Here is a 19,014-nt window from a genome sequence, read left to right on the forward strand (position 1 = left end):
CCGACCCGACCACGACGGCAGGCCGCCCGCATCGAGGCGCGCGAGCACACCGACTAAGCTCAGCTCGATTCTGAACACGCCGATTGTCAGTTGCGCATAGAGTGGCAACGGTACCGTGATGTGCGACACAGCAGGGAGGTCTTGGCGCATGCCATCGATCCGCGATCATCTTCAGACCCTCACCGACACCGTCGGGGCGATGCGGGTCCTCCAGAAGTCCGGTGCACTGGACTTCGGCAAGCCCAAGGAGCTGATCACCTCCGTCAAGCGCAGCAAGACTCTGGGCGCCCCGGCGACGATCATCATGCACGGCGCCGAGGAGTATCCCGACGATCCCGCACTGACCGACGAACGCGGCACCCTCACGTTCGCCGAACTGCAGCGCAACGCGAACGCCCTGGCCAACGACCTGCTCGCCTCGGGTCTGACGCCCGGCAGCGTCGTCGGAGTGCTCGCCCGCGACCACCGCGGTCTGCTGACCGTGCTCGTCGCCTCCGGCCTCGCCGGGGTACGCCTCGCCATGATGAACACCGGGTTCGGCAAGACCCAGTTCGCCGAGGTCGCCGAGCGCGAGAACGTCAAGGCGATGCTCTTCGACGAGGAGTTCATCGACCTGCTCGACGATCTGCCCGCCGACATCTCGCGCTATCTGACGTGGGTCGACGGCAACCGCCCCGTCCCGGAGGGTGCACGCACCCTCGAGGACATCGTCCGCACCGGCGACACCAGCACGCCCCCCGAGCCGAACGAGATCGGCGGACTCGTCATCCTGACGAGCGGTACCACCGGATTGCCGAAAGGTGCTGCACGAGGCCGGTTCTCACCGTTCACGAGTGCACTCATCCTGGATCGCATCCCGATCCCCCAGCACGGCACCTCCGTCATCGTCTCGCCGATCTTCCATTCGACCGGCTTCGCCCTCTGGGGTGTCAGCACGGCTCTCGGGAACAAGACGGTCGTGATGCGCCGCTTCGACGCCGAGAAGACCCTCGCCGCGATCGCCCAACACCGCGCCGACATGCTGGTCGCCGTCCCGACGATGCTGCACCGCATGGTGGCCCTCGAACCGGAGATCATCGGCAAGTACGACCTGTCATCGTTGAAGATCATCGTCATCGCCGGCTCAGCCCTGTCGCCGACACTGTCGGAAGCGGTCCAAGACGCGTTCGGCGATGTCCTCTACAACCTCTACGGCTCGACGGAGGTCGCGGTCGCGTCGGTGGCGCAGCCGAAGGAGCTGCGACTGGCCCCCGGCACGGTCGGTCGCGCCCCGGTCAGCAGCCACCTCGCGCTCTACGACGAGAACGACAAGCGCATCACCGACACCAACGTGCGCGGACGGCTGTTCGTGAAGAACGGGGCGCCGTTCGAGGGATACACCGACGGCCGCAACAAGCAGATCATCGACGGCTACATGTCGACCGGCGACATGGCGCGCTTCGACGAGAACGGCCTGATGTTCATCGAGGGTCGCGACGACGACATGATCGTCTCCGGGGGCGAGAACGTCTATCCGCTCGAGGTGGAGAACCTGCTCGCCGAGCATCCCCACGTCGCCGACGTCGCAGTCGTCGGGGTCGAGGACGATGAGTTCGGAACCCGCCTGCGCGCGTTCATCGTTCGCCTCCCGGGCGCCGACCCGCAGGTCGAGGACATCAAGGCCCACGTGAAGTCGAATCTGGCCCGCTACAAGGTGCCGCGCGATGTCGTCTTCATCGAGGAACTGCCACGCAATCCCACGGGCAAGCTGGTCCGCCGGTTGTTGCCGACGGGTCCGCTGAACTGAGCCCCGGCCCGATCCCCGGGGACGAACCCGTCCGTCAAGCGTTCTCGCGTCGCATCGCGAGGTTGATCGTCGCGACCATCGCGTCGACCGCGAACTTCGGCTTCACGTTGACGTCCAAGGCGGTCCGGCATTCGAGGACCGCCTCGACACACCGCAGAAGCTGTTCGGGAGAGGCGAATCCGGCCATCGGCGCGACGATGTCGTCCGTCTTGTCCGGATGCATCGCGGTAACCTGCGCGCCGACAGCGACCACCAGCGCGTCGCGGAAGAGTGCGGCGAGATCCACCAGCGCGCGGTCGAGGACGTCGCGGGACACGCGGGTGGCACGTGACTTCTGGCGCTTCTCCAGTTCTTTCAGGGCGCCGGCCGTGCCGCGCGGAGGACGAGCCGTCCCCTTACCCGTTCCGCCCGCGCCGAGCGCGGTCTTCATCTCCTCGGTCTCGGCCTCGTCGAGCTCGGCACTGATGGCCTTCGCCGCCTCGTCGGCCGACTTCACGAGCGCCTCGGCGGCGGCATAGGCAGTCGAATCGCGGGTGGCCGCACGCGCCAGTCCGAGCGCCTTCTCGCGTTGCGCTCGCGCGTCGTCGTCGGTCGCGAGGCGCTTGGCCCGCCCGACATGTCCACCACACACCCCGGCCGCCCACGCGGCGCGTTCGGGTTCGATGCCGTCGCGGTCGACCAGCACCTGCGCGATGTCGGGCACCGACGGCGTGGTCAGCGCGATGTGCCGACAGCGCGACCGGAGGGTGACCGAGATGTCCTCGGGGTCCACCGACGGCGCACACAGCAGGAACACCGTCCGCGGCGCCGGCTCCTCGACCGCCTTCAGCAGGGCGTTGGCAGCTTGTTCGGTCAGCCGGTCGGCATCCTCGACGACGACGATCTGCCACCGACCGGTCCCCGGGCGTCGCGCCGCGGCCTGGACCACGTCGCGGGCCTCGGCGACCGAGAGACTCAGACCTTGCGGCACGACGTGGCGGATGTCGGCATGGGTCTGCGCCATCGCCGTCACACAGGCGCGGCATTCGCCACATCCGATCTCGCCGGGCGATTGGCACTGCAACGCAGCGGCGAAACAGGTGGCGGCCACCGACCGGCCGCTGCCCGGCGGACCGGTGAACAGCCATGCGTGGGTCATGGACGCGCGGGCCACCCCGTCCGCGGCGGCCGGGTCCGCGTCGTCGGCGGTCGCGAACATGGAGATGGCGCCCATGTCGCCCTCGTCGAGACGTGCGGAGACACTGCGGGCAGCGCGGGCAGCCGACCGCAGTTCCTCGGCCACCGCGACCTGCCCGATCAGGCGCTCGAAGACATTTGTCACAACGGCCAGCGTAATGCGCTGTTCGGACACCACCCATCGACCAGCGCGTGTTTAACAATTGCAAGCAGACAGCTACCGTTGTTACGTGATTGAACGTCGGTCTCGGTGGTCAAAGGGCCTGCATCTGGCCCGATGGCTCATACACACACCGTGGCCGATCCTTGCCCTCGACATGCTGCGCGCAAACGTCGTCGGCGCCCTGTTCACCTTCGCCTTCCTGCGGTTCGGCATGCCGGTCGAGGACTCGATCCGACTCGACGAGATCACCGCCCTCAACCAGATCATCTTCGCGGTCTACCTGATACTCGCGATGCTCGTCGGCGGGTTCCTCAGCATCCAGCTCTCGCTGCCCGTCCTCGTCTGGCACCGACGACGCACCCGCCTCGACAACGAGACCGCCCGCCGTCGAGCCCTCAAACTGCCCTACCTGCTCTCGGTCGTGAACGCCACACTCTGGCTCATCGGCGGAGTCATCTTCACGCTGGTGAACTTCGTGGTATCCCACCGGGATGCGTTCATCGTGGCGATGGCCAGCGCCATCGGCGCGCTGGTGACCTGCGTGCTGTCGTACATGCAGGCGGAGAAGGTCCTGCGACCGATCACCGTCGCCGCGATGGCCAACGACCCCGACGCCGCCGTCGCGCCGAGCGTGACCACCCGCATCGCCGTCTTCTGGGTGGTCAGCGTCGTCGCGCCGCTGGCCGTCATCATCGGTCTGATCACCCTGCAGCGGCTCGGCTGGATCGCCACCGACCCGGCAGGCCTACAGCGCCCGATCCTGTGGATGTCGGGCGCGGCCCTGGCGTTCAGCGTCATCGCGATCGTGCGGGTCGTCGCCGCGATCAACGACCCGATCAAGCAGCTGCGCCGCGCGCAGGGCGAGGTGAGTGGCGGTAATCTCAACGTCGCGGTCAAGATCTACGACGGTTCCGACCTGGGCCTGCTGCAGGCGGGCTTCAACGACATGGTCGCCGACCTGCGCGAACGGCAGCAGCTGCGCAACCTGTTCGGTCGGTACGTCGGCGAGGACGTCGCCCGCAAGGCGATCGAGACGGGGACCGAGCTCGGTGGCGAGGAACGGTACGTCGGCGTCCTGTTCGTCGACATCGTCGGCTCGACGCGGCTGGCCGTGAACCGGCCGCCGCGTGAGGTCGTCGAACTGCTCAACGAGTTCTTCCGGGTGGTGGTCGCGGTCGTCGGACGCCACGGCGGATTCGTCAACAAGTTCCAGGGCGATGCCGCCCTGGCCATCTTCGGGGCACCGCTGGACCTCGAAGACTTCGCGGGGCGTGCCCTGGCGTCGGCGCGCGAGCTCCGGACGGAGCTGTATCAGACCCTCGGCGACACCGACATCGGCATCGGGGTGTCGGCCGGCAAGGCCATCGCCGGGCACATCGGCTCCGAGCAGCGCCTCGAGTACACGGTCATCGGCGATCCCGTGAACGAGGCGGCACGCCTGACCGAGTTGGCCAAGGACGAACCGACCCGGGTGTTGGGGTCGGCTCGCGCAGTGTTCCTGGCGGCGCAGAGCGAGGCCGAGCACTGGGACATCGGCGAAGGCGTCGAACTGCGCGGCCGCGGCATCGAGACCCTGCTCGCCCGACCGCTGCTGGCACCCATGGGGACCTGAGTCACCGGAGTGCTCGGGCTTGCGCGCCGTATCGAGACCGGATGCGGCGCAAGTGGTCTCGATATCTCCCTCGCCTCGCGGCTCGGTCGTACTCGACCACCGGGAGCAAGACCGAACTCAACCAGCGGAAGGGCAGACGTCAGTCGGTCGACTTCTTCGCGGCGGTCTTCTTGGCCGTGGTCTTCTTGGCCGTGGTCTTCTTCGCCGCAGTCTTCTTCGCCGCAGTCTTCTTCGCCGTGGTCTTCTTCGCGGCCGCCTTCTTGGCCGGGGCCTTCTTGGCCGGGGCCTTCTTCGCGGCGGCCTTCTTCTTGGTCGCCTTCTTCACCGGCCCGCGCGCCCGACGATCGGCGAGGAGTTCCATCGCCCGTTCCGGCGTGATCGACGCGACCTCGTCACCCTTGCGGAGGCTGGCGTTGGTCTCACCGTCGGTCACATACGGTCCGAAGCGGCCGTCCTTGATCACCATCGGCTTCTCGCTGACCGAATCGTTGCCCAACTCGCGCAGCGGTGGGGCGGCGGCCTGGCGGCCTCGGCGCTTCGGCTCGGAGTAGATCTTCAATGCCTCGTCGAGGGTGATCTCGAAGAGCTGTTCCTCGCCGGCCAGCGACCGCGAATCGGTACCCTTCTTGAGGTAGGGACCGTATCGGCCGTTCTGTGCGGTGATCTCGTCGCCGGACTCCGGGTCGACGCCGACGACACGCGGCAACGACAACAGCTTCAGCGCGTCCTCGAGTGTGACGGTCGAGATGTCCATCGTCTTGAACAGTGATCCGGTGCGCGGCTTCGGTCCGGCTTTCTTGGCAGCCTTCTTCGCCGTCTTCTTGGCGGTCTTGGTCGCCGTTCCACCGCCGGCGGGTGCGTCGTCGAGCGGCACCACACCACCGTCACCGCCCTCGCCGCCATCCCGCGGGGTCGGGCCCGCGGGCACCGCCACGGGTGCGCTGCCACCGTCGTCCTCGTCGTCGGCGGGCAGGATCTCGGTCACGTATGGGCCGAATCGTCCTTCCTTGGCGACGATCTCGTGCCCGGTGACCGGGTCGTTGCCGAGCGAGCGACCTTCCTGCGGGGTGGCGAAGAGCTTCTCCGCAACCGCAAGGGTGAGCTCGTCGGGGGTGATGTCGGCGGGCAGATTGGCGCGCTGCAGATCCGGTGAGGCGGGTGGAGAGGCTGCAGCACCATTCGCCCCGCTCGCTGCGCTCCCGGCGGCGAGATTACGTTCGAGATACGGCCCATAACGACCGACCCGCACGTAGACCGGTCGGCCTGCCTCGTCGTCGAAGAGACGGATCGAGTTGACCTCGCGGGCATCGATCTCCTCGAGGTTCACGCCGACGAGTTTTTTCAGACCGCCGTGCTTGGCGATATCGGACCCGGCGATCTCCGCGACCTCCGGCGGCCCGCTCCCGGCGTCGTGCTCAGCGGAGTCTCCGAAGTAGAACTCGGTCAACCATCGGGTGCGGTTGGCGTTGCCGCTGGCGATCTGGTCGAGGTCGTCCTCGAGTGACGCCGTGAAGTCGTAGTCGACGAGACTCTGGAAGTACGCCTCGAGCAGCCCGACGACCGCGAAAGCGATCCACGACGGGACCAGGGCGTTGCCCTTCTTCACGACGTATCCGCGGTCCTGGATGGTGCCGATGATCGATGCGTACGTCGACGGTCGACCGATGCCGAGCTCTTCGAGCACCTTGACCAGCGATGCCTCGGTGAACCGCGCGGGCGGGTTCGTCGAGTGGCCGTCGGCGGTCAGGCTCGTCGCGGTCAGCGCCTGCCCCTCGCGCAACTGCGGGAGCCGGTGCTCGGCGTCGTCGGCCTGGCCGCCGGCCTGATCGTCGACGGTCTCGACGTAGGCCGACAGGAAACCGGGGAACGTGATGGTGCGCCCGGATGCGGCGAAGGTGCAGGTCTCGCCGGAGGAGGCCGTGCCGGTGATGCGCAGGCTCAGGGTGGTGCCCTTCGCATCGGCCATCTGCGATGCGACGGTCCGCTGCCAGATCAGTTCGTAGAGACGGAACTCGTCGGTCTCGAGCTGGTTGGCGACCTGACCGGGCGTCCGGAACGTCTCGCCGGCCGGGCGGATCGCCTCGTGTGCCTCCTGCGCGTTCTTGACCTTGCGGTTGTACTGACGCGGGGTCGGATGGACGAATGACTCGCCGTACAGCTCGCGCGCCTGCGCACGGGCCGCGTTGATCGCCGACTCGCTCAGCGTCGTCGAGTCGGTACGCATGTAGGTGATGAAGCCGTTCTCGTAGAGGCGCTGTGCGATGCGCATCGTCCGGTCTGACGAGAATCGCAGCTTGCGGCCGGCCTCCTGCTGCAGCGTCGAGGTCATGAAGGGTGCATACGGGCGGCGGGTGTAGGGCTTCTCCTCGACCGAGCTGACCGTCATGTCGGCGCCGTCGAGCGCCCCTGCCAGGCGAGTGGCGCGTGCCTCGTCGAGGACGACGACGCCGTCGGAGCGCTTCAGACCACCGCGGGCATCGAAGTCCCGGCCGGTCGCGACGCGTGCCTCGTCGACGTTGACCAGCCGAGCGCCGAAGGTACGCGGCGTCGACTCGGCGTTCTCGCCGACGTCCATCGTGGCGTCGATGTCCCAGTACTCGGCGGACACGAACGCCATGCGCTCACGTTCGCGCTCGACGATGATGCGGGTCGCCACCGACTGCACTCGGCCTGCCGACAACTTCGGCATGACCTTCTTCCACAGCACGGGACTGACCTCGTAGCCGTACAGGCGGTCCAGAATGCGTCGGGTCTCCTGGGCATCGACGAGGTCGATGTCCAGGTCGCGCGGGCTCTCGGCGGCGGCGCGGATCGCGGGTTCGGTGATCTCGTGGAAGACCATCCGCTTGACCGGGATCTTCGGCTTGAGCGTCTCGAGGAGGTGCCAGGCGATGGCCTCGCCCTCACGGTCACCGTCCGTCGCGAGGTAGAGCTCGTCGACGTCCTTCATCAGGGACCGCAGCTCCGAGACGGTCGACTTCTTGTCGGCCGAGACGACGTAGAGCGGCTCGAAGTTGTCGTCGACGTTCACGCCCAGCCGCGCCCAGGACTCGCCTTTGTACTTGGCGGGAACGTCGGCCGCGCCCCGCGGGAGGTCCCGGATGTGACCGCGCGAGGACTCCACGACATAGTTCGCCCCCAGATACCCCGCGATCTTGCGGGCCTTGGTCGGCGACTCGACGATGACCAATCGTCGGGTCGTGCTCCCCTTCGCGGGAGATGCGGTGCTGGTATCGGCCACCGGGCGTCCTTACTTCGCTTTCGCTGCTCGCTGAGGTTTGTACCTTATATATAGCGCTGTTTGCACATCCGGATTCCCTTCGTAAAGACCCAGTGTGACAAATTGAGCCGGGCCACGTCGCGCCCGAATGGCAAAGTGCCAGTTCAGGGCGGTTTTCATCGTCCGTTTGTAGGACCAAAGTCCCAATTTCGGTGCGTGTGCCGCCCCAGCGCCGGGCGACATCGCAGGTCAGAAGCCGAGAACGGCGGGCCAGTGGCTGTCCGCCTCCGGCTCGGGCGGCGGGTCGCCGACATATTCGAGCAGATGGGTGAGGCGGCGTTTGCCCGCGATACGCAGGGCCGGCGAGGTCCCGCGGGTCCCGACGAGCGTCGGGGCGACGCCCACCCGCATGAGTGCCGTCGCCAGCGGCGCGTGTGTGTCGGGGGCTCGGGCGTCGAGCCCGAGTAGATATCGCTCCCCGTCTCGTTCGCCGGCAGCGATCGTCCACAACCGCAGCGCGCGGGGCGACGGGACCCATCCAGCCGGCATCGCCTTGACAGCCCCGGACGTCCATCGGCGGTGGAGTTCGTCGAGTTGATGACTGTGCGCGGTGCGCGCAATGGGGTTGCCCTCGTCGGACGTCACGATCTCGGTGCCGGCACCGGTCGCGGCCATCTCCTGGGTCAGGGCGTTCGCGCGCCACATCTCACCGACCACGACGGAGACCCGCGTACCGGAATCGGAACGGACGGCTTGGCCCTGGGCGGCCAGCAGACCCGCGAGATCGTCGTACGCGGGCTGATCGATCTGTGCCGAGAAGAACGACAACTGGCCCACACACCGAGGTTACTTTGTCGACGGCCTCTCGTCGGGAGGTGCGCGCCTACGTCGGGACGTGGAGACCGCCGGAAATGAGTCGCTCCCGGTCACCGTGTGGTGACCGGGAGCGACTGCGCTCAAGCGTGCTTCGCAGCTTGCAGGAGGTGACTCCTAGACGGCGCGGACGCCCGTGGCCTGCGGGCCCTTGGTGCCCTGGCCGACCTCGAACTCGACGCGCTGGTTCTCCTCGAGGGTGCGGAATCCCGAGCCCTGGATCTCGGAGTAGTGGACGAACACGTCGTCGGACCCCTCATCAGGCGCGATGAAGCCGAAGCCCTTTTCCGCGTTGAACCACTTCACAGTTCCCTGTGCCATTACTGCAATCCTTTACATACATTCCAACAGACGCGACACGATGAGCCTCGTGTCGTGGTCGGTTCCGACCGCCATACCTCGATGGACCTTGCGGAGAACCCGCCAAATCAGCCTCAGTACCACGGCCACAACACGATCTCGGGAGACCACCGGATGTCCGGCAGCTCACGAAAGCTGCGACCGCCACTAGTCAATCATGTTACGGACGCCCGCGATAGTCACCCCAACCAAACTGGGTAAAAACCTGGCGGTCTTCGCCGTCTCGGACATCCCCAAGTAACATCGGAGTCCACGTTGGCGAACGGCGTCGACGATCGAGTCAGTAAGAATGCAGAATCCCACATTCGGGTCCGAGCTCCTCGGACACAGCATGGCCGGCACCGACGCCGAGGCGTCCTGCCTCACCCACATGTCGGTAATCGACTCCCGTGCAGCCTCTTTCGCCGAGTGGCCTGATTGGATGACACCCGAATTGGTGACCGCCTTCGTCGATTCCGGAATAGACCGACCGTGGACACACCAGGCCCGGGCGGCCGAGCTCGCCTACGCCAACAAGCATGTCGCGCTGTGCACCGGAACGGCTTCGGGTAAATCGTTGGCGTATCAGATACCCATTCTGACCACCTTGTTGAAGGATCCGAATTCCACGGCGCTGTATCTCTCACCGACCAAGGCTCTCGGCGCAGATCAGATCCGTTCGGTGACTTCGTTACTCGCCGGACGCCGGGGGTTCACCCATTTGCAACCGTGCGCGTATGACGGCGACACCGACGTCGAGATCCGGCAGTGGGCCCGCGCGCATTCGCGGTGGATCTTCACCAATCCGGACATGCTGCACATCGGCATCCTGTCCGGGCATGCGCGGTGGCGGCATTTCTTCCGGCATCTGTCCTACATCGTGGTCGACGAGGCACACCACTATCGAGGCGTATTCGGTTCGCACACAGCGCTCGTTCTACAACGAATGTTGAGGATCGCCCGCGCCGCCGGCGGTGATCCGACGGTCATCGGCACCAGTGCGACGATGGCCGAGCCCGCAGAAGCGTTGACCCGCTTGATCGGCGAGCCGGCCGTCGCCGTCACCGAGGACGCGTCCCCGCGTGGCGAACGCACGGTCGCGCTGTGGGAACCCGATTTCCTGCCCGCGGTCACCGGGGAGAACGGTGCACCCGTGCGCCGATCCGCCGGGGCCGAATCCGCCCGACTGCTGGCCGATTTCGTGGTCGAGGGCGCGCGCACCCTGTGCTTTCAGCGTAGTCGGCGCGGTGTCGAACTCACGGCACGGCAGGCCCGACATCTGCTGTCCCAGAGCGCACCCGAGCTGGTGGACCGGGTCGCGGCCTACCGCGCGGGTTATCTCGCCGACGACCGACGACGCCTCGAGCGTGCGATCTCCGACGGCGATCTCATCGGGGTCGCGACGACGAACGCGCTCGAACTCGGCGTGGACATCAGCGGACTCGATGCGGTCATCGTCGGCGGCTACCCGGGCACCGTCGCGTCGTTCTGGCAGCAGGCCGGACGAGCGGGTCGCCAACGCACATCCGGTGATTCCCTCGTCGTCCTCGTCGCCCGCGACGACCCGCTCGACACCTACCTCGTGCACCATCCGGAGGCGCTGCTGGGCCGGCCGATCGAGGCGACGGTCACCGATCCGACCAACCCGTACATCCTCGGACCACATCTGCTGTGTGCAGCCTCGGAGCTCCCGTTGCGCGACAGCGAGATCGAGGCGTGGCAGGCGGCTGAGACCGTCGCACAGCTGGCCGCCGACGGCCTGCTCAAGCGCCGCAAGGCCGGCTGGTACGTCGCCGCCGGCGTCGAACCTCACGCCGACATCGACATCCGCGGGGGCATCGGCGGGCAGGTCCTGATCGTCGACACCACCACATCGCAGTTGCTCGGGACCGTCGATTCCGGCCGGGCGATGTCGACGGTGCATCCGGGTGCGCTCCACATCCATCAGGGCGAGTCCTACGTCGTCGACGAGCTCGATCTCACCGACGGTCTCGCACTGGCACATCCGGAGGAACCCGACTGGACGACGTCGGCCCGCGAGACCACCGACATCACCATCACCGACGTGGTGGAGCGTCGCGTCTGCGGCGAGCTGACCGTCGCGCTGGTCGACGTCGACGTCACCCATCAGGTCATCGGCTACCTGCGCACCCTGCTGTCGGGTGAGGTCCTCGACGCCGTCGAGCTCGACATGCCCGCGCAGACGCTGAACACCCGCGCGGTCATGTACACGCTCACCCCCGAGGCACTGGAGGAGGTCGGTGTGACCGTCGGCCGGTTCCCGGGTGCGCTGCACGCGGCCGAACACGCCGCCATCGGTCTCCTGCCGCTGGTCGCGTCGTGCGATCGCTGGGACATCGGCGGGTTGTCGACGAATCTGCATCCCGACACAGGCCTCCCGACCGTCTTCGTCTACGACGGCTACATGGGCGGGGCGGGTTTCGCCGACCGTGGTTTCGCGGCCTTCGACACCTGGATCGCGGCCACCCGGGACGCGGTGTCGAGCTGCCGGTGTGAGACCGGGTGCCCATCATGCGTGCAGTCCCCCAAGTGTGGCAACGGTAACGATCCGCTCGACAAAGAAGGCGCGATCAAAGTGCTCACGACACTGTGTCGGCGATACTCGTCGTATGACTGACGATCGCGCAGATGGACGCCAGGACTCGACCCATACGATCACCTCGGTACAACCGGTCTGGTTTCTGCTCGCGCGCCCGACGGAGAACTCCGACGAACTGCCCGCGACGATCGGCGAACGCGACGTCTTCTTCGGCGACGACGAGGCGATGGATGCGCTCGATCTGCATTTCGCGTGGTGTGCGGCTCAGCACGGTGGATTCGGATCCGCTGTCGTCCGCTCGGCTCACTGGTATCTGCAGAGTGCGATGGTCGGTCGGCGTGTGACGCCTGGACTGGGCGACGTCTTTCTCGCGTCCACCGTCGACGAACCAGGACGGTCCCGGGCGGTCGCCGGCGGATTCCTCACCGAGGGTGAGCTCATCCACTGGACACCATTCGTACGGGCGGTGACCCGCTACATCCCGGGCACCCCGCCGTCGCCGGCCTACGGGCTGGCACACCTCGGCGACGACGAGGTCGAGTTCGGCCAGATCTGGTTCTCCCCGTTGCAGTCTCGTCGCGTCTACCCGAAGCGGATCGTCGTCGGCGACGACGACACGTGACCCGCGGCCGACCCCGGGCAGGTCAGTGGTCGGTCAGTGGCCGATCGCCCGGTGGGCCTCGACGACGGGAGCGAGTTCGGCCGGGGTGGCACCGAGCATGATCACCGCATCCGCGCCGAGAGCACGCTCGCGCCGAATCCGCTCGGCGCACCGCTGTGGTGTTCCGGTGGCGGCGGCCTCGAGCCACTCGTCGGGGATGAGATCGGCGATGTGCTCGATCTGTCCAGACGTCGCCCTGTGGTCGATGCCACCCGGGACGAACCGCACCACCTCGCCCTCGCGGAACCGCCGGTGCACGGCCGGATCCCAGTCGTCGGTGCGCACCAGCAGATCACAGTATCCCTGCAGGCAGGTGGCGAGCCTGCCGACCGTCTTCGGCAAGCGCGTCGCCTCGGGGAGATGATCGGAGACCGTCGCGAGGCACGACCACACCCGCACGGAGTCGGGGTCGCGACCGGCCTGCTCGGCAGCCTCCTTCACCGTCCGAACGCAACGCCGCAACGTCTCCGGCGTGAAATACGTGTGCAGGACGACGTCGCCGAACTCCCGCCCGCCCAACGCCAGGGTCTGCGGGCCGAAGGCAACGATCGCGAGCCGGATGTCCTCGTCGGAGTCGGGGTCGAGATACAGCAGGTCATCGGAGCCGATCGGACCCTTGTGTCCGAGGATCAGTTCCCCGTGCCAAGGCGGCGCATGACCTGCGCGAAGTCCTCCATCTGCGCCGTCGTCACCGGCGGCACACCGAACGCCTTGTAGATGGGTGCGATCCCGCGGCCGAGGCCCAACGTGAAGCGCCCGCCGGACCGTCGGTGCATCGTCATCGCCCAGGAGGCGGTGATCAGCGGATGACGCGTGTTGTGATTGGTTGCCGCGGTGGCGATCTGCATACCCTCGCTGACCGCGCAGGCCGCACCGACGAGCGACGACGCCTCCTTGATGTTTCATCGTTCGGAGATGAACGCGGTTCCGAGGCCGAGGTTCTCACCCTGCCGTGTCTCGTCCATGAGGCTCGCGGGCCCGTCACCACCCGCCCCGGCCAGCAGGTGGTACCCCAACTCGTCGAGTACCCGTCGTTCGCTCACCCACACCCGCCCCGCCGAGTAGACAGTTCTTGCAGTGGGTCTACCACGGGAGGGCGGATGCCGGAGGCCGAACCGCGCGGATCGAGCGCTCGCGCCAGATGTTGCCGTGAGCCGCAGGACCGAGGCGTCAGCCGCCGGTCGTCGTCACCGTTCCGGCGAACGTGAACGGCGTCGCCGCCGGATCACACCCCTGGAAGCTCGCTGTCGGCAACGGACCGACCACGCCGACCTTGTCGGTCGTGCCCTCGACGTCCTTCCGAACGGTGATCTGCACCGCAGCAACATCTTTCAGACCAGCGGGCACGCCGATGGGTCGCACGTCGCTGATCGGGTAGACCAGCGATGCGGTCTTGCCCTCGACGTAGATGCAGGTCACCGGACCCTTGACCTGGATCGGAGTCGGATTCATGCCCGTCAGCACGGTCGCCGTATAGGTGCCGTTCGTCATCCCGTCCTTGTCCCGAGCACCCATCGCGTCGATCCGCAGGAGATGCACGTCGGGTGCGATCTGCAGGTCGCCCTCGATGGACAGTGTCGCGGGCGTCGCGGCCGCGGCCGGCACCGTCGAGATCACCAGTCCGGCCCCCATCGATATCGCCGCTGTCGCTGCCAGGAACGCGTGTTGTCGTCGGTTGCGCATCAGAGTCACTCCTCGTCGAAACCCCGACCCCGGTTCACATCTGCATCTTCACCGTATACCCTTGGGTTCCAGAGCGACAGGATGCGCGAGAGCCGAGAGCATCGCACACCCCGTGACGGAAAACGCTCTGATTCTTCACGTTTCCGACATTGCAGCACCTTCGGAACCACCGCCGACCGGTCCCGCACGCGCCGACGCTGTGGCCAGGTGCACGCCGAACGGCCCCAGTGAGACCGGCACATCCACTGTGAGTTCGACGTCGTCACCGTCGATCACGCAGCGCGCGAGCCGTCCTTTCACCTTCTGCTCGTCGACGAGCTGCCGTGCCACCGCGCACGGTTCCTTCTCGGCCAGCATGAGTTCCTGCGCGGCGGCGAGCGCCGCCAGGTCGGCCGCCGACTGTGCCCGGTGTCGGGACACCACCGCGCCACCGACGTAGAGGACGCCGACGATCGTCGCGGCGATGGCCGCGATCACGAAAGCACCCAGCACAGTGGCGAATCCGCGGTCATGGTCGGTCTGGATCACGGAGGATCCTCGGGCTCGGCGACGGTCGCCGGCGTGCCGGAGATGCCGACGTCGGAGTCATCGGGCTCCTTCGCGGCGACGGCGCGAGCCGACACCTCCAGCATCGGCAGGAGCGAGACGTCCGATCTCACCTCGGCGACGACTCGTGACCCGTTGTCGCTGAGCGTGATCTGCGCTCCATCGCCGGCCATCGCGGCGGCGGTCGTCCGTGCCGACTGATCGCCGACGGCAGCGAGCCGCGCCGCCTCGCGTGCCGCGTCGGTGCACCGGATCTGCACCGACGCACCGGCGACCGCACCCACCCCGAAGACAACGGTCGTCACGATGGCAGCGATCGCATACGCGCCCTCGACGGTGACCATTCCTCGATCGTCGCGGGCCAGACGTCGGAGATGACGACTGATCGACGATGAGTTCGGCTGTGCCGTAATGATTCAGCCCACCGAGGTGTTGAGCGCTTTGCCGATGATGCCGGTCAACGCGCTCACGATGTTGTCACCGGTGACGACTGTGTACAAGATCGCGCCGAAGGCTGCTGCGGCGATCGTCCCGATCGCGTACTCCGCCGTGCTCATCCCCTCGTCGTCGGCGATCAGCCGGACGAACGCCTCCTGAACCCGGCCCCATCGCTCGTGAAAGGTGCTGTCATGCATGATGTTCTCCCCTCTGGGCGCGGTCTGCGCCTTGTGACTCTTGGACGCACGGACCCGGCGATCGGTTCCCTCGATCCGTCGGCGGGCGTTCAGCCGAGCACACCGCCCGCCAATCCGACGACGACCGGCACGATTCCCAGGCAGACGAACGCGGGCAGAAAACACAGACCGAGCGGGCCGCTGATCGCGACGCCGGCGCGCTCGGCGGCGGCCAGTGCGTCGTCGTGGGCCTGTTGGCGCGTGGTCGCGGCGAGTTCCTCCAGTCCACCCGCCAGCGACGAACCCGATCGCGCCGAACGACGGGCCATCGTCGCCAGCGCCTCGAATCGCTCCGACCCGTCGATCTTCACCCGACACCATCGTCGGTGACCGACGGGCTCCGCGAGATCACGCCATGCTTGATCCGGATCGGCTCCCAACCCGAGACGTTCGGCCGCGGACGCCAGAGGTCGGGCCAGCCCGGCCGGCGCCGAGCGTGCGACCACCGAGGCCGCCGATCCGATCGGCAGCCCGGCCCGCAGGCAGACCGCGAACAGGTCGAAGGCGGCTGCCGTCGCGAAGGGATCGTCGGTGTCCGACGATCCGGTGTCCTGGTCGTCGGACCCAGAGCCGCCGGGTTCCACCACCCGGCCCAACGACCACCGGGGCGCCGGCCAGACCCAGATCGCCACCGCGACAACGATCACCGCACACAACGTCGCGGGATTCACTGTCCCGCCACCCGGTCGGTGATGCGCTCCGACCACATCAATCCCGCCACCGAGAGTGCCGTGCCGACGACCAGCAGCACACCCCCGAGACCTTCGCCGGTCAGAATCGCCAGCGGATTCGCGCCCATCATCTCGCCGAGCAGGACACCGATCACCGGGAGCCCGGCGAGGACGGTGGCGGTGGCGCGCGGCCCGGCCAATCCGGCTCGGGTGCGTGCCGCGAACTGCCGCCGCGCGAGCAGGTCCGCGCGTGCCGAGGTCAGCAACTCGACCATCGGGAGACCGTGCCGGTCGGCCAGTTGCCAGGCGATACCCACCCGACGCCAGGACAGTTCACCGTTCGTGCCGTCCTCGGCGATCACCTCACCACCGAGTTCGGCACGTCCGGCCATGGTGGCCAACCCCGCCGACACCGGTGACCCGGGCCGCGTGCCGTCGAGCTCGACCGCCGCGGAGGCGCACGCCCGCGCGGGTGGCGCCCCGACCGACAACTCCGCGATCATGACCGACAGCGCGAGCAGCAGATCCGCCGTCTCCTGCTCGCGCACGCGGGCTCGTGCCGAGCGACGCCACCTCGAGGCGACGGTCGCGCAGATCAGGACGGCCGCGATCGCCGCAGGCACACCGAGTGCCGCCGCCGCGACAATCGGCACCGCAAGCAGGGCGCCCACCCGCCAGTGTCGGGTCGCGGTCGGGGTCTCGGAGTTCCTGATACCACCCAGTCGGTGTTCCGACCTGCTCGGTGGCCACCACAGGACGGCGACGGCCGACGCCAACAGGATCGGGGTCATGGTGACGACGTCATCGGGCCGACCGCGTGGCGACGAGATCGTCGAGGTCGTCGGCGAGATCGGTGAATCCGCCGAGCCTCGTCCAGACCGGCCGGATCCGGACCCACCCGTCGTCGTCGCGCGTCACCATGCCGATCTCGGTGAGTCCCCGCGCACCGCCCGGGGTGCGGGCGACGCCGAACACGACGTGTACCGCCGCGGCCAGCTGACTGTGCAGCGCTGCGCGTTCCATCCCACCGAGCGCCGCGAGCGCCTCCATCCGGGCCGGCACCTCGGCCGTCGAGTTCGCGTGTAGCGTACCGGCACACCCCTCGTGCCCGGTGTTCAGCGCGGTCAGCAGATCGATCACCTCCGCACCGCGCACTTCTCCGACGACGATCCGATCGGGACGCATCCGCAATGCCTGCCGTACCAGCGCACGTACCGGGACCTCGCCCACGCCCTCGACATTCGCCGTCCGTGCCACCAGACGGACGACGTGCGGATGCGGCGGATCGAGCTCGAGAGCGTCCTCCACACACAGGATTCGCTCGGAGCGATCCATCGCCCCGATCAGCGATCCGAGGAGCGTCGTCTTCCCCGAGCCGGTCCCGCCGATGATGAGGAACGCCAGCCGCGCCCGCAGCACTGCTCGAACGGTCGCCACGGTCGGTTCGGGGATCGCACCCAGTTCGACGAGCTCCTCGAAGTCGCGGGTGGCGGTGCGCAGCACCCGCAGCGAGATGCACGTCCCGTCGGTGGCGACCGGCGGGATCACCGCGTGCAGCCGTACCGTGTGTCCGCGGCGACCGACGTCGGCGAGCTGTCCGTCGACCCAGGGCTGCGCGTCGTCCAGCCGCTTGCCGGCGCTGAGCGCCAGTCGGCTCGCGAGTCGGCGTACCGCGGCCTCGTCGTCGAAGCGGATGCCGGTGCGCTGCAATCCGTCGCCACGGTCGACCCAGACGTTGTCGGCGCCGACGACGAGGATGTCCGCGACGTCGGGTTCGGCCAGCAGTTGCTCGAGTCGTCCCGCGCCGATCAGCTCGGTTTGCAGGAATCGTAGTGCGGCAAGCAGATCCGTGTCTCCGAGCATGCCTCGGGATTCGGCGCGGATCGCGTCGGCGATCACCTCCGCGGTGGGTTCGGCCGACTGGGTGGCGAGACGCTCGCGGACGCGGTCGAGCAGTGCCTCGTGCGCACTCATGCGGCGAGCCGGTCGTCGGCGGCGGCGCGACGACGGATCGCCTGAGCGGCGCGGCCGAGCGGGCTCCGCGGTGTCACCCGTAGACGTCCGGCCTCCAGACGTGCGGGCAGACCCGGGTCAGAGCGATAGGTCGTGATCAGCGGAAGGTCGACGGCGGCCGCGATGTCGACGGCTCGCAGCCCGCTGGGTGCGGGCCCGCGGACGGCGAGACCCGCGACGACACCACGACGATGTATGCGCTCTGCCGCCGCGCGTGTCGAGGCGACTCCGTGCACGGTGGCCGTGGTGAGGAGGACCGCGAGGTCGACCGTGTCGAGGACGATGTCGGCAAGAGCGCCTGCCGCGCGAGGGACGTCGATGACCACGGTGTCCCCGTGGGCGCGACCCGCGTCGAGCGCCGCGACGACGGCGTCCGCACTGATCGGACGCCGGCCGTCGCGACGTGGGGCGAGCACCGAGAGTCGGTCGTCGACATGCGGGAGCGCACTGTGCAGCGACTCCGCCCGGACCGCACCACCCTCCAGGGTGAGGTCCTGCCAACGCAGTCCGGCGCGGCCCTCGATACCCAGGGTCAGGTCGATGCCGGCACCGTGTTCATCGACGTCGAGGAGCAACACCCTCGACGCGACGTCACCGGCGGTGATCGCAACCGCCGCGGCCAGCGTCGTGGCCCCGGCTCCGCCATGACCGCCGACGACCGCGATCGCTCCACCGGGATGCCCTCGCGGCGAACGAAATCCGCCCAGCAGCCCGACAAGGGCCGACTCGTCGGCCGGCAACGCCACCACCTGCTCGGCGCCGAAGTCCATGGCGGTGCGCCAGATGTCTGACGGCGGATCGTCGTCGGTCACCATGACCACGCCCGTGCGTCGGGGCGGAGACTGTCCGGCCAGGACGCGGACGGCGTCGGCGTCGGCGACCACTGCTGCGGCCCGCAACCATTCCCGCCGACAGTCCGCGGGATGGGCGGTCACGATGCGGTAGCCCGCAGCGGCCGCGCAGCGCGCGACGTCGCCATGGAGATCGGGACCCACCAGGGTGAGGAGTTCATCGGCCACGAGTCCATCGTCGTCGTC

The 19,014-nt window shown here is 68.0% G+C and carries 16 protein-coding genes and 1 pseudogene; 4 read left to right on the forward strand and 13 right to left on the reverse strand.

Annotated features, from left to right (window positions below):
- Positions 1-148: 148 nt before the first annotated feature.
- On the forward strand, positions 149-1,786 hold the full coding sequence (locus QSJ19_RS21120; RefSeq protein WP_286322972.1) for an acyl-CoA synthetase: 1,638 nt from the start codon (positions 149-151) through the stop codon (positions 1,784-1,786).
- 34 nt (positions 1,787-1,820) lie between these two features.
- Here QSJ19_RS21120 and QSJ19_RS21125 read toward each other — a convergent pair whose 3' ends face one another.
- Positions 1,821-3,107 (reverse strand): DNA polymerase III subunit delta', encoded by a 1,287-nt coding sequence (locus tag QSJ19_RS21125; protein WP_286322973.1) that lies wholly within the window; start codon positions 3,105-3,107, stop codon positions 1,821-1,823.
- A gap of 172 nt (positions 3,108-3,279) precedes the next feature.
- Here QSJ19_RS21125 and QSJ19_RS21130 point away from each other — a divergent pair, with 172 nt between their 5' ends.
- On the forward strand, positions 3,280-4,737 hold the full coding sequence (locus QSJ19_RS21130; RefSeq protein WP_286323023.1) for an adenylate/guanylate cyclase domain-containing protein: 1,458 nt from the start codon (positions 3,280-3,282) through the stop codon (positions 4,735-4,737).
- Between the two features lie 139 nt (positions 4,738-4,876).
- On the opposite strand, the gene topA is transcribed toward QSJ19_RS21130, so the two are convergent.
- The 3 genes from topA to QSJ19_RS21145 form a co-directional block, all read right to left on the reverse strand.
- Entirely contained in the window at positions 4,877-7,978 is a 3,102-nt protein-coding gene (gene topA / locus QSJ19_RS21135; protein ID WP_286322974.1) for a type I DNA topoisomerase, read from the reverse strand.
- A 228-nt stretch (positions 7,979-8,206) separates the two neighbouring features.
- On the reverse strand, positions 8,207-8,794 hold the full coding sequence (locus tag QSJ19_RS21140) for a hypothetical protein (protein WP_286322975.1): 588 nt from the start codon (positions 8,792-8,794) through the stop codon (positions 8,207-8,209).
- A gap of 153 nt (positions 8,795-8,947) precedes the next feature.
- On the reverse strand, positions 8,948-9,151 hold the full coding sequence (locus QSJ19_RS21145) for a cold-shock protein (RefSeq protein ID WP_004022110.1): 204 nt from the start codon (positions 9,149-9,151) through the stop codon (positions 8,948-8,950).
- Positions 9,152-9,479: 328 nt separating this feature from the next.
- Here QSJ19_RS21145 and QSJ19_RS21150 point away from each other — a divergent pair, with 328 nt between their 5' ends.
- Both QSJ19_RS21150 and QSJ19_RS21155 read left to right on the forward strand, forming a co-directional pair.
- Positions 9,480-11,807, forward strand: coding sequence for a DEAD/DEAH box helicase (locus QSJ19_RS21150; protein WP_286322976.1), 2,328 nt, complete (start codon positions 9,480-9,482; stop codon positions 11,805-11,807).
- A complete protein-coding gene (locus tag QSJ19_RS21155; protein WP_286322977.1) occupies positions 11,800-12,351 on the forward strand; it encodes a hypothetical protein in 552 nt (183 codons plus the stop codon). Before QSJ19_RS21150 ends, QSJ19_RS21155 begins: the two co-directional genes overlap by 8 nt.
- Before the next feature lie 33 nt (positions 12,352-12,384).
- Here the strand turns inward: QSJ19_RS21155 and QSJ19_RS21160 are convergent.
- From QSJ19_RS21160 to ssd, 9 genes and pseudogenes are all read right to left on the reverse strand, one after another.
- Positions 12,385-13,433: pseudogene (locus QSJ19_RS21160) on the reverse strand (TIGR03857 family LLM class F420-dependent oxidoreductase).
- Between the two features lie 127 nt (positions 13,434-13,560).
- Entirely contained in the window at positions 13,561-14,073 is a 513-nt protein-coding gene (locus QSJ19_RS21165) for a hypothetical protein (protein WP_286322978.1), read from the reverse strand.
- 135 nt (positions 14,074-14,208) lie between these two features.
- On the reverse strand, positions 14,209-14,601 hold the full coding sequence (locus tag QSJ19_RS21170; protein ID WP_286322979.1) for an Rv3654c family TadE-like protein: 393 nt from the start codon (positions 14,599-14,601) through the stop codon (positions 14,209-14,211).
- Positions 14,598-14,963 carry a TadE family type IV pilus minor pilin gene (locus QSJ19_RS21175; protein ID WP_286322980.1) on the reverse strand — a complete coding sequence of 122 codons (366 nt, stop codon included), beginning with the start codon at positions 14,961-14,963 and terminating at the stop codon, positions 14,598-14,600. Before QSJ19_RS21175 ends, QSJ19_RS21170 begins: the two co-directional genes overlap by 4 nt.
- Before the next feature lie 72 nt (positions 14,964-15,035).
- Positions 15,036-15,254: a DUF4244 domain-containing protein gene (locus QSJ19_RS21180; protein ID WP_286322981.1), complete on the reverse strand. Its 219-nt coding sequence runs from the start codon at positions 15,252-15,254 to the stop codon at positions 15,036-15,038.
- Between the two features lie 89 nt (positions 15,255-15,343).
- Complete coding sequence (locus QSJ19_RS21185; RefSeq protein ID WP_286323024.1) at positions 15,344-15,949, reverse strand: type II secretion system F family protein; 606 nt, start codon at positions 15,947-15,949, stop codon at positions 15,344-15,346.
- An 11-nt stretch (positions 15,950-15,960) separates the two neighbouring features.
- A complete protein-coding gene (locus QSJ19_RS21190) occupies positions 15,961-16,755 on the reverse strand; it encodes a type II secretion system F family protein (protein ID WP_286322982.1) in 795 nt (264 codons plus the stop codon).
- A 10-nt stretch (positions 16,756-16,765) separates the two neighbouring features.
- Positions 16,766-17,938 (reverse strand): TadA family conjugal transfer-associated ATPase, encoded by a 1,173-nt coding sequence (locus QSJ19_RS21195; RefSeq protein ID WP_286322983.1) that lies wholly within the window; start codon positions 17,936-17,938, stop codon positions 16,766-16,768.
- Positions 17,935-18,996, reverse strand: a complete 1,062-nt coding sequence (gene ssd, locus QSJ19_RS21200) for a septum site-determining protein Ssd (RefSeq protein WP_286322984.1) — start codon at positions 18,994-18,996, stop codon at positions 17,935-17,937. The genes QSJ19_RS21195 and ssd overlap by 4 nt, the downstream gene beginning before the upstream one ends.
- Positions 18,997-19,014 lie beyond the last annotated feature (18 nt).

It is taken from the genome of Gordonia sp. ABSL11-1 (assembly GCF_030315685.1).
Classification (GTDB): Bacteria; Actinomycetota; Actinomycetes; order Mycobacteriales; family Mycobacteriaceae; genus Gordonia.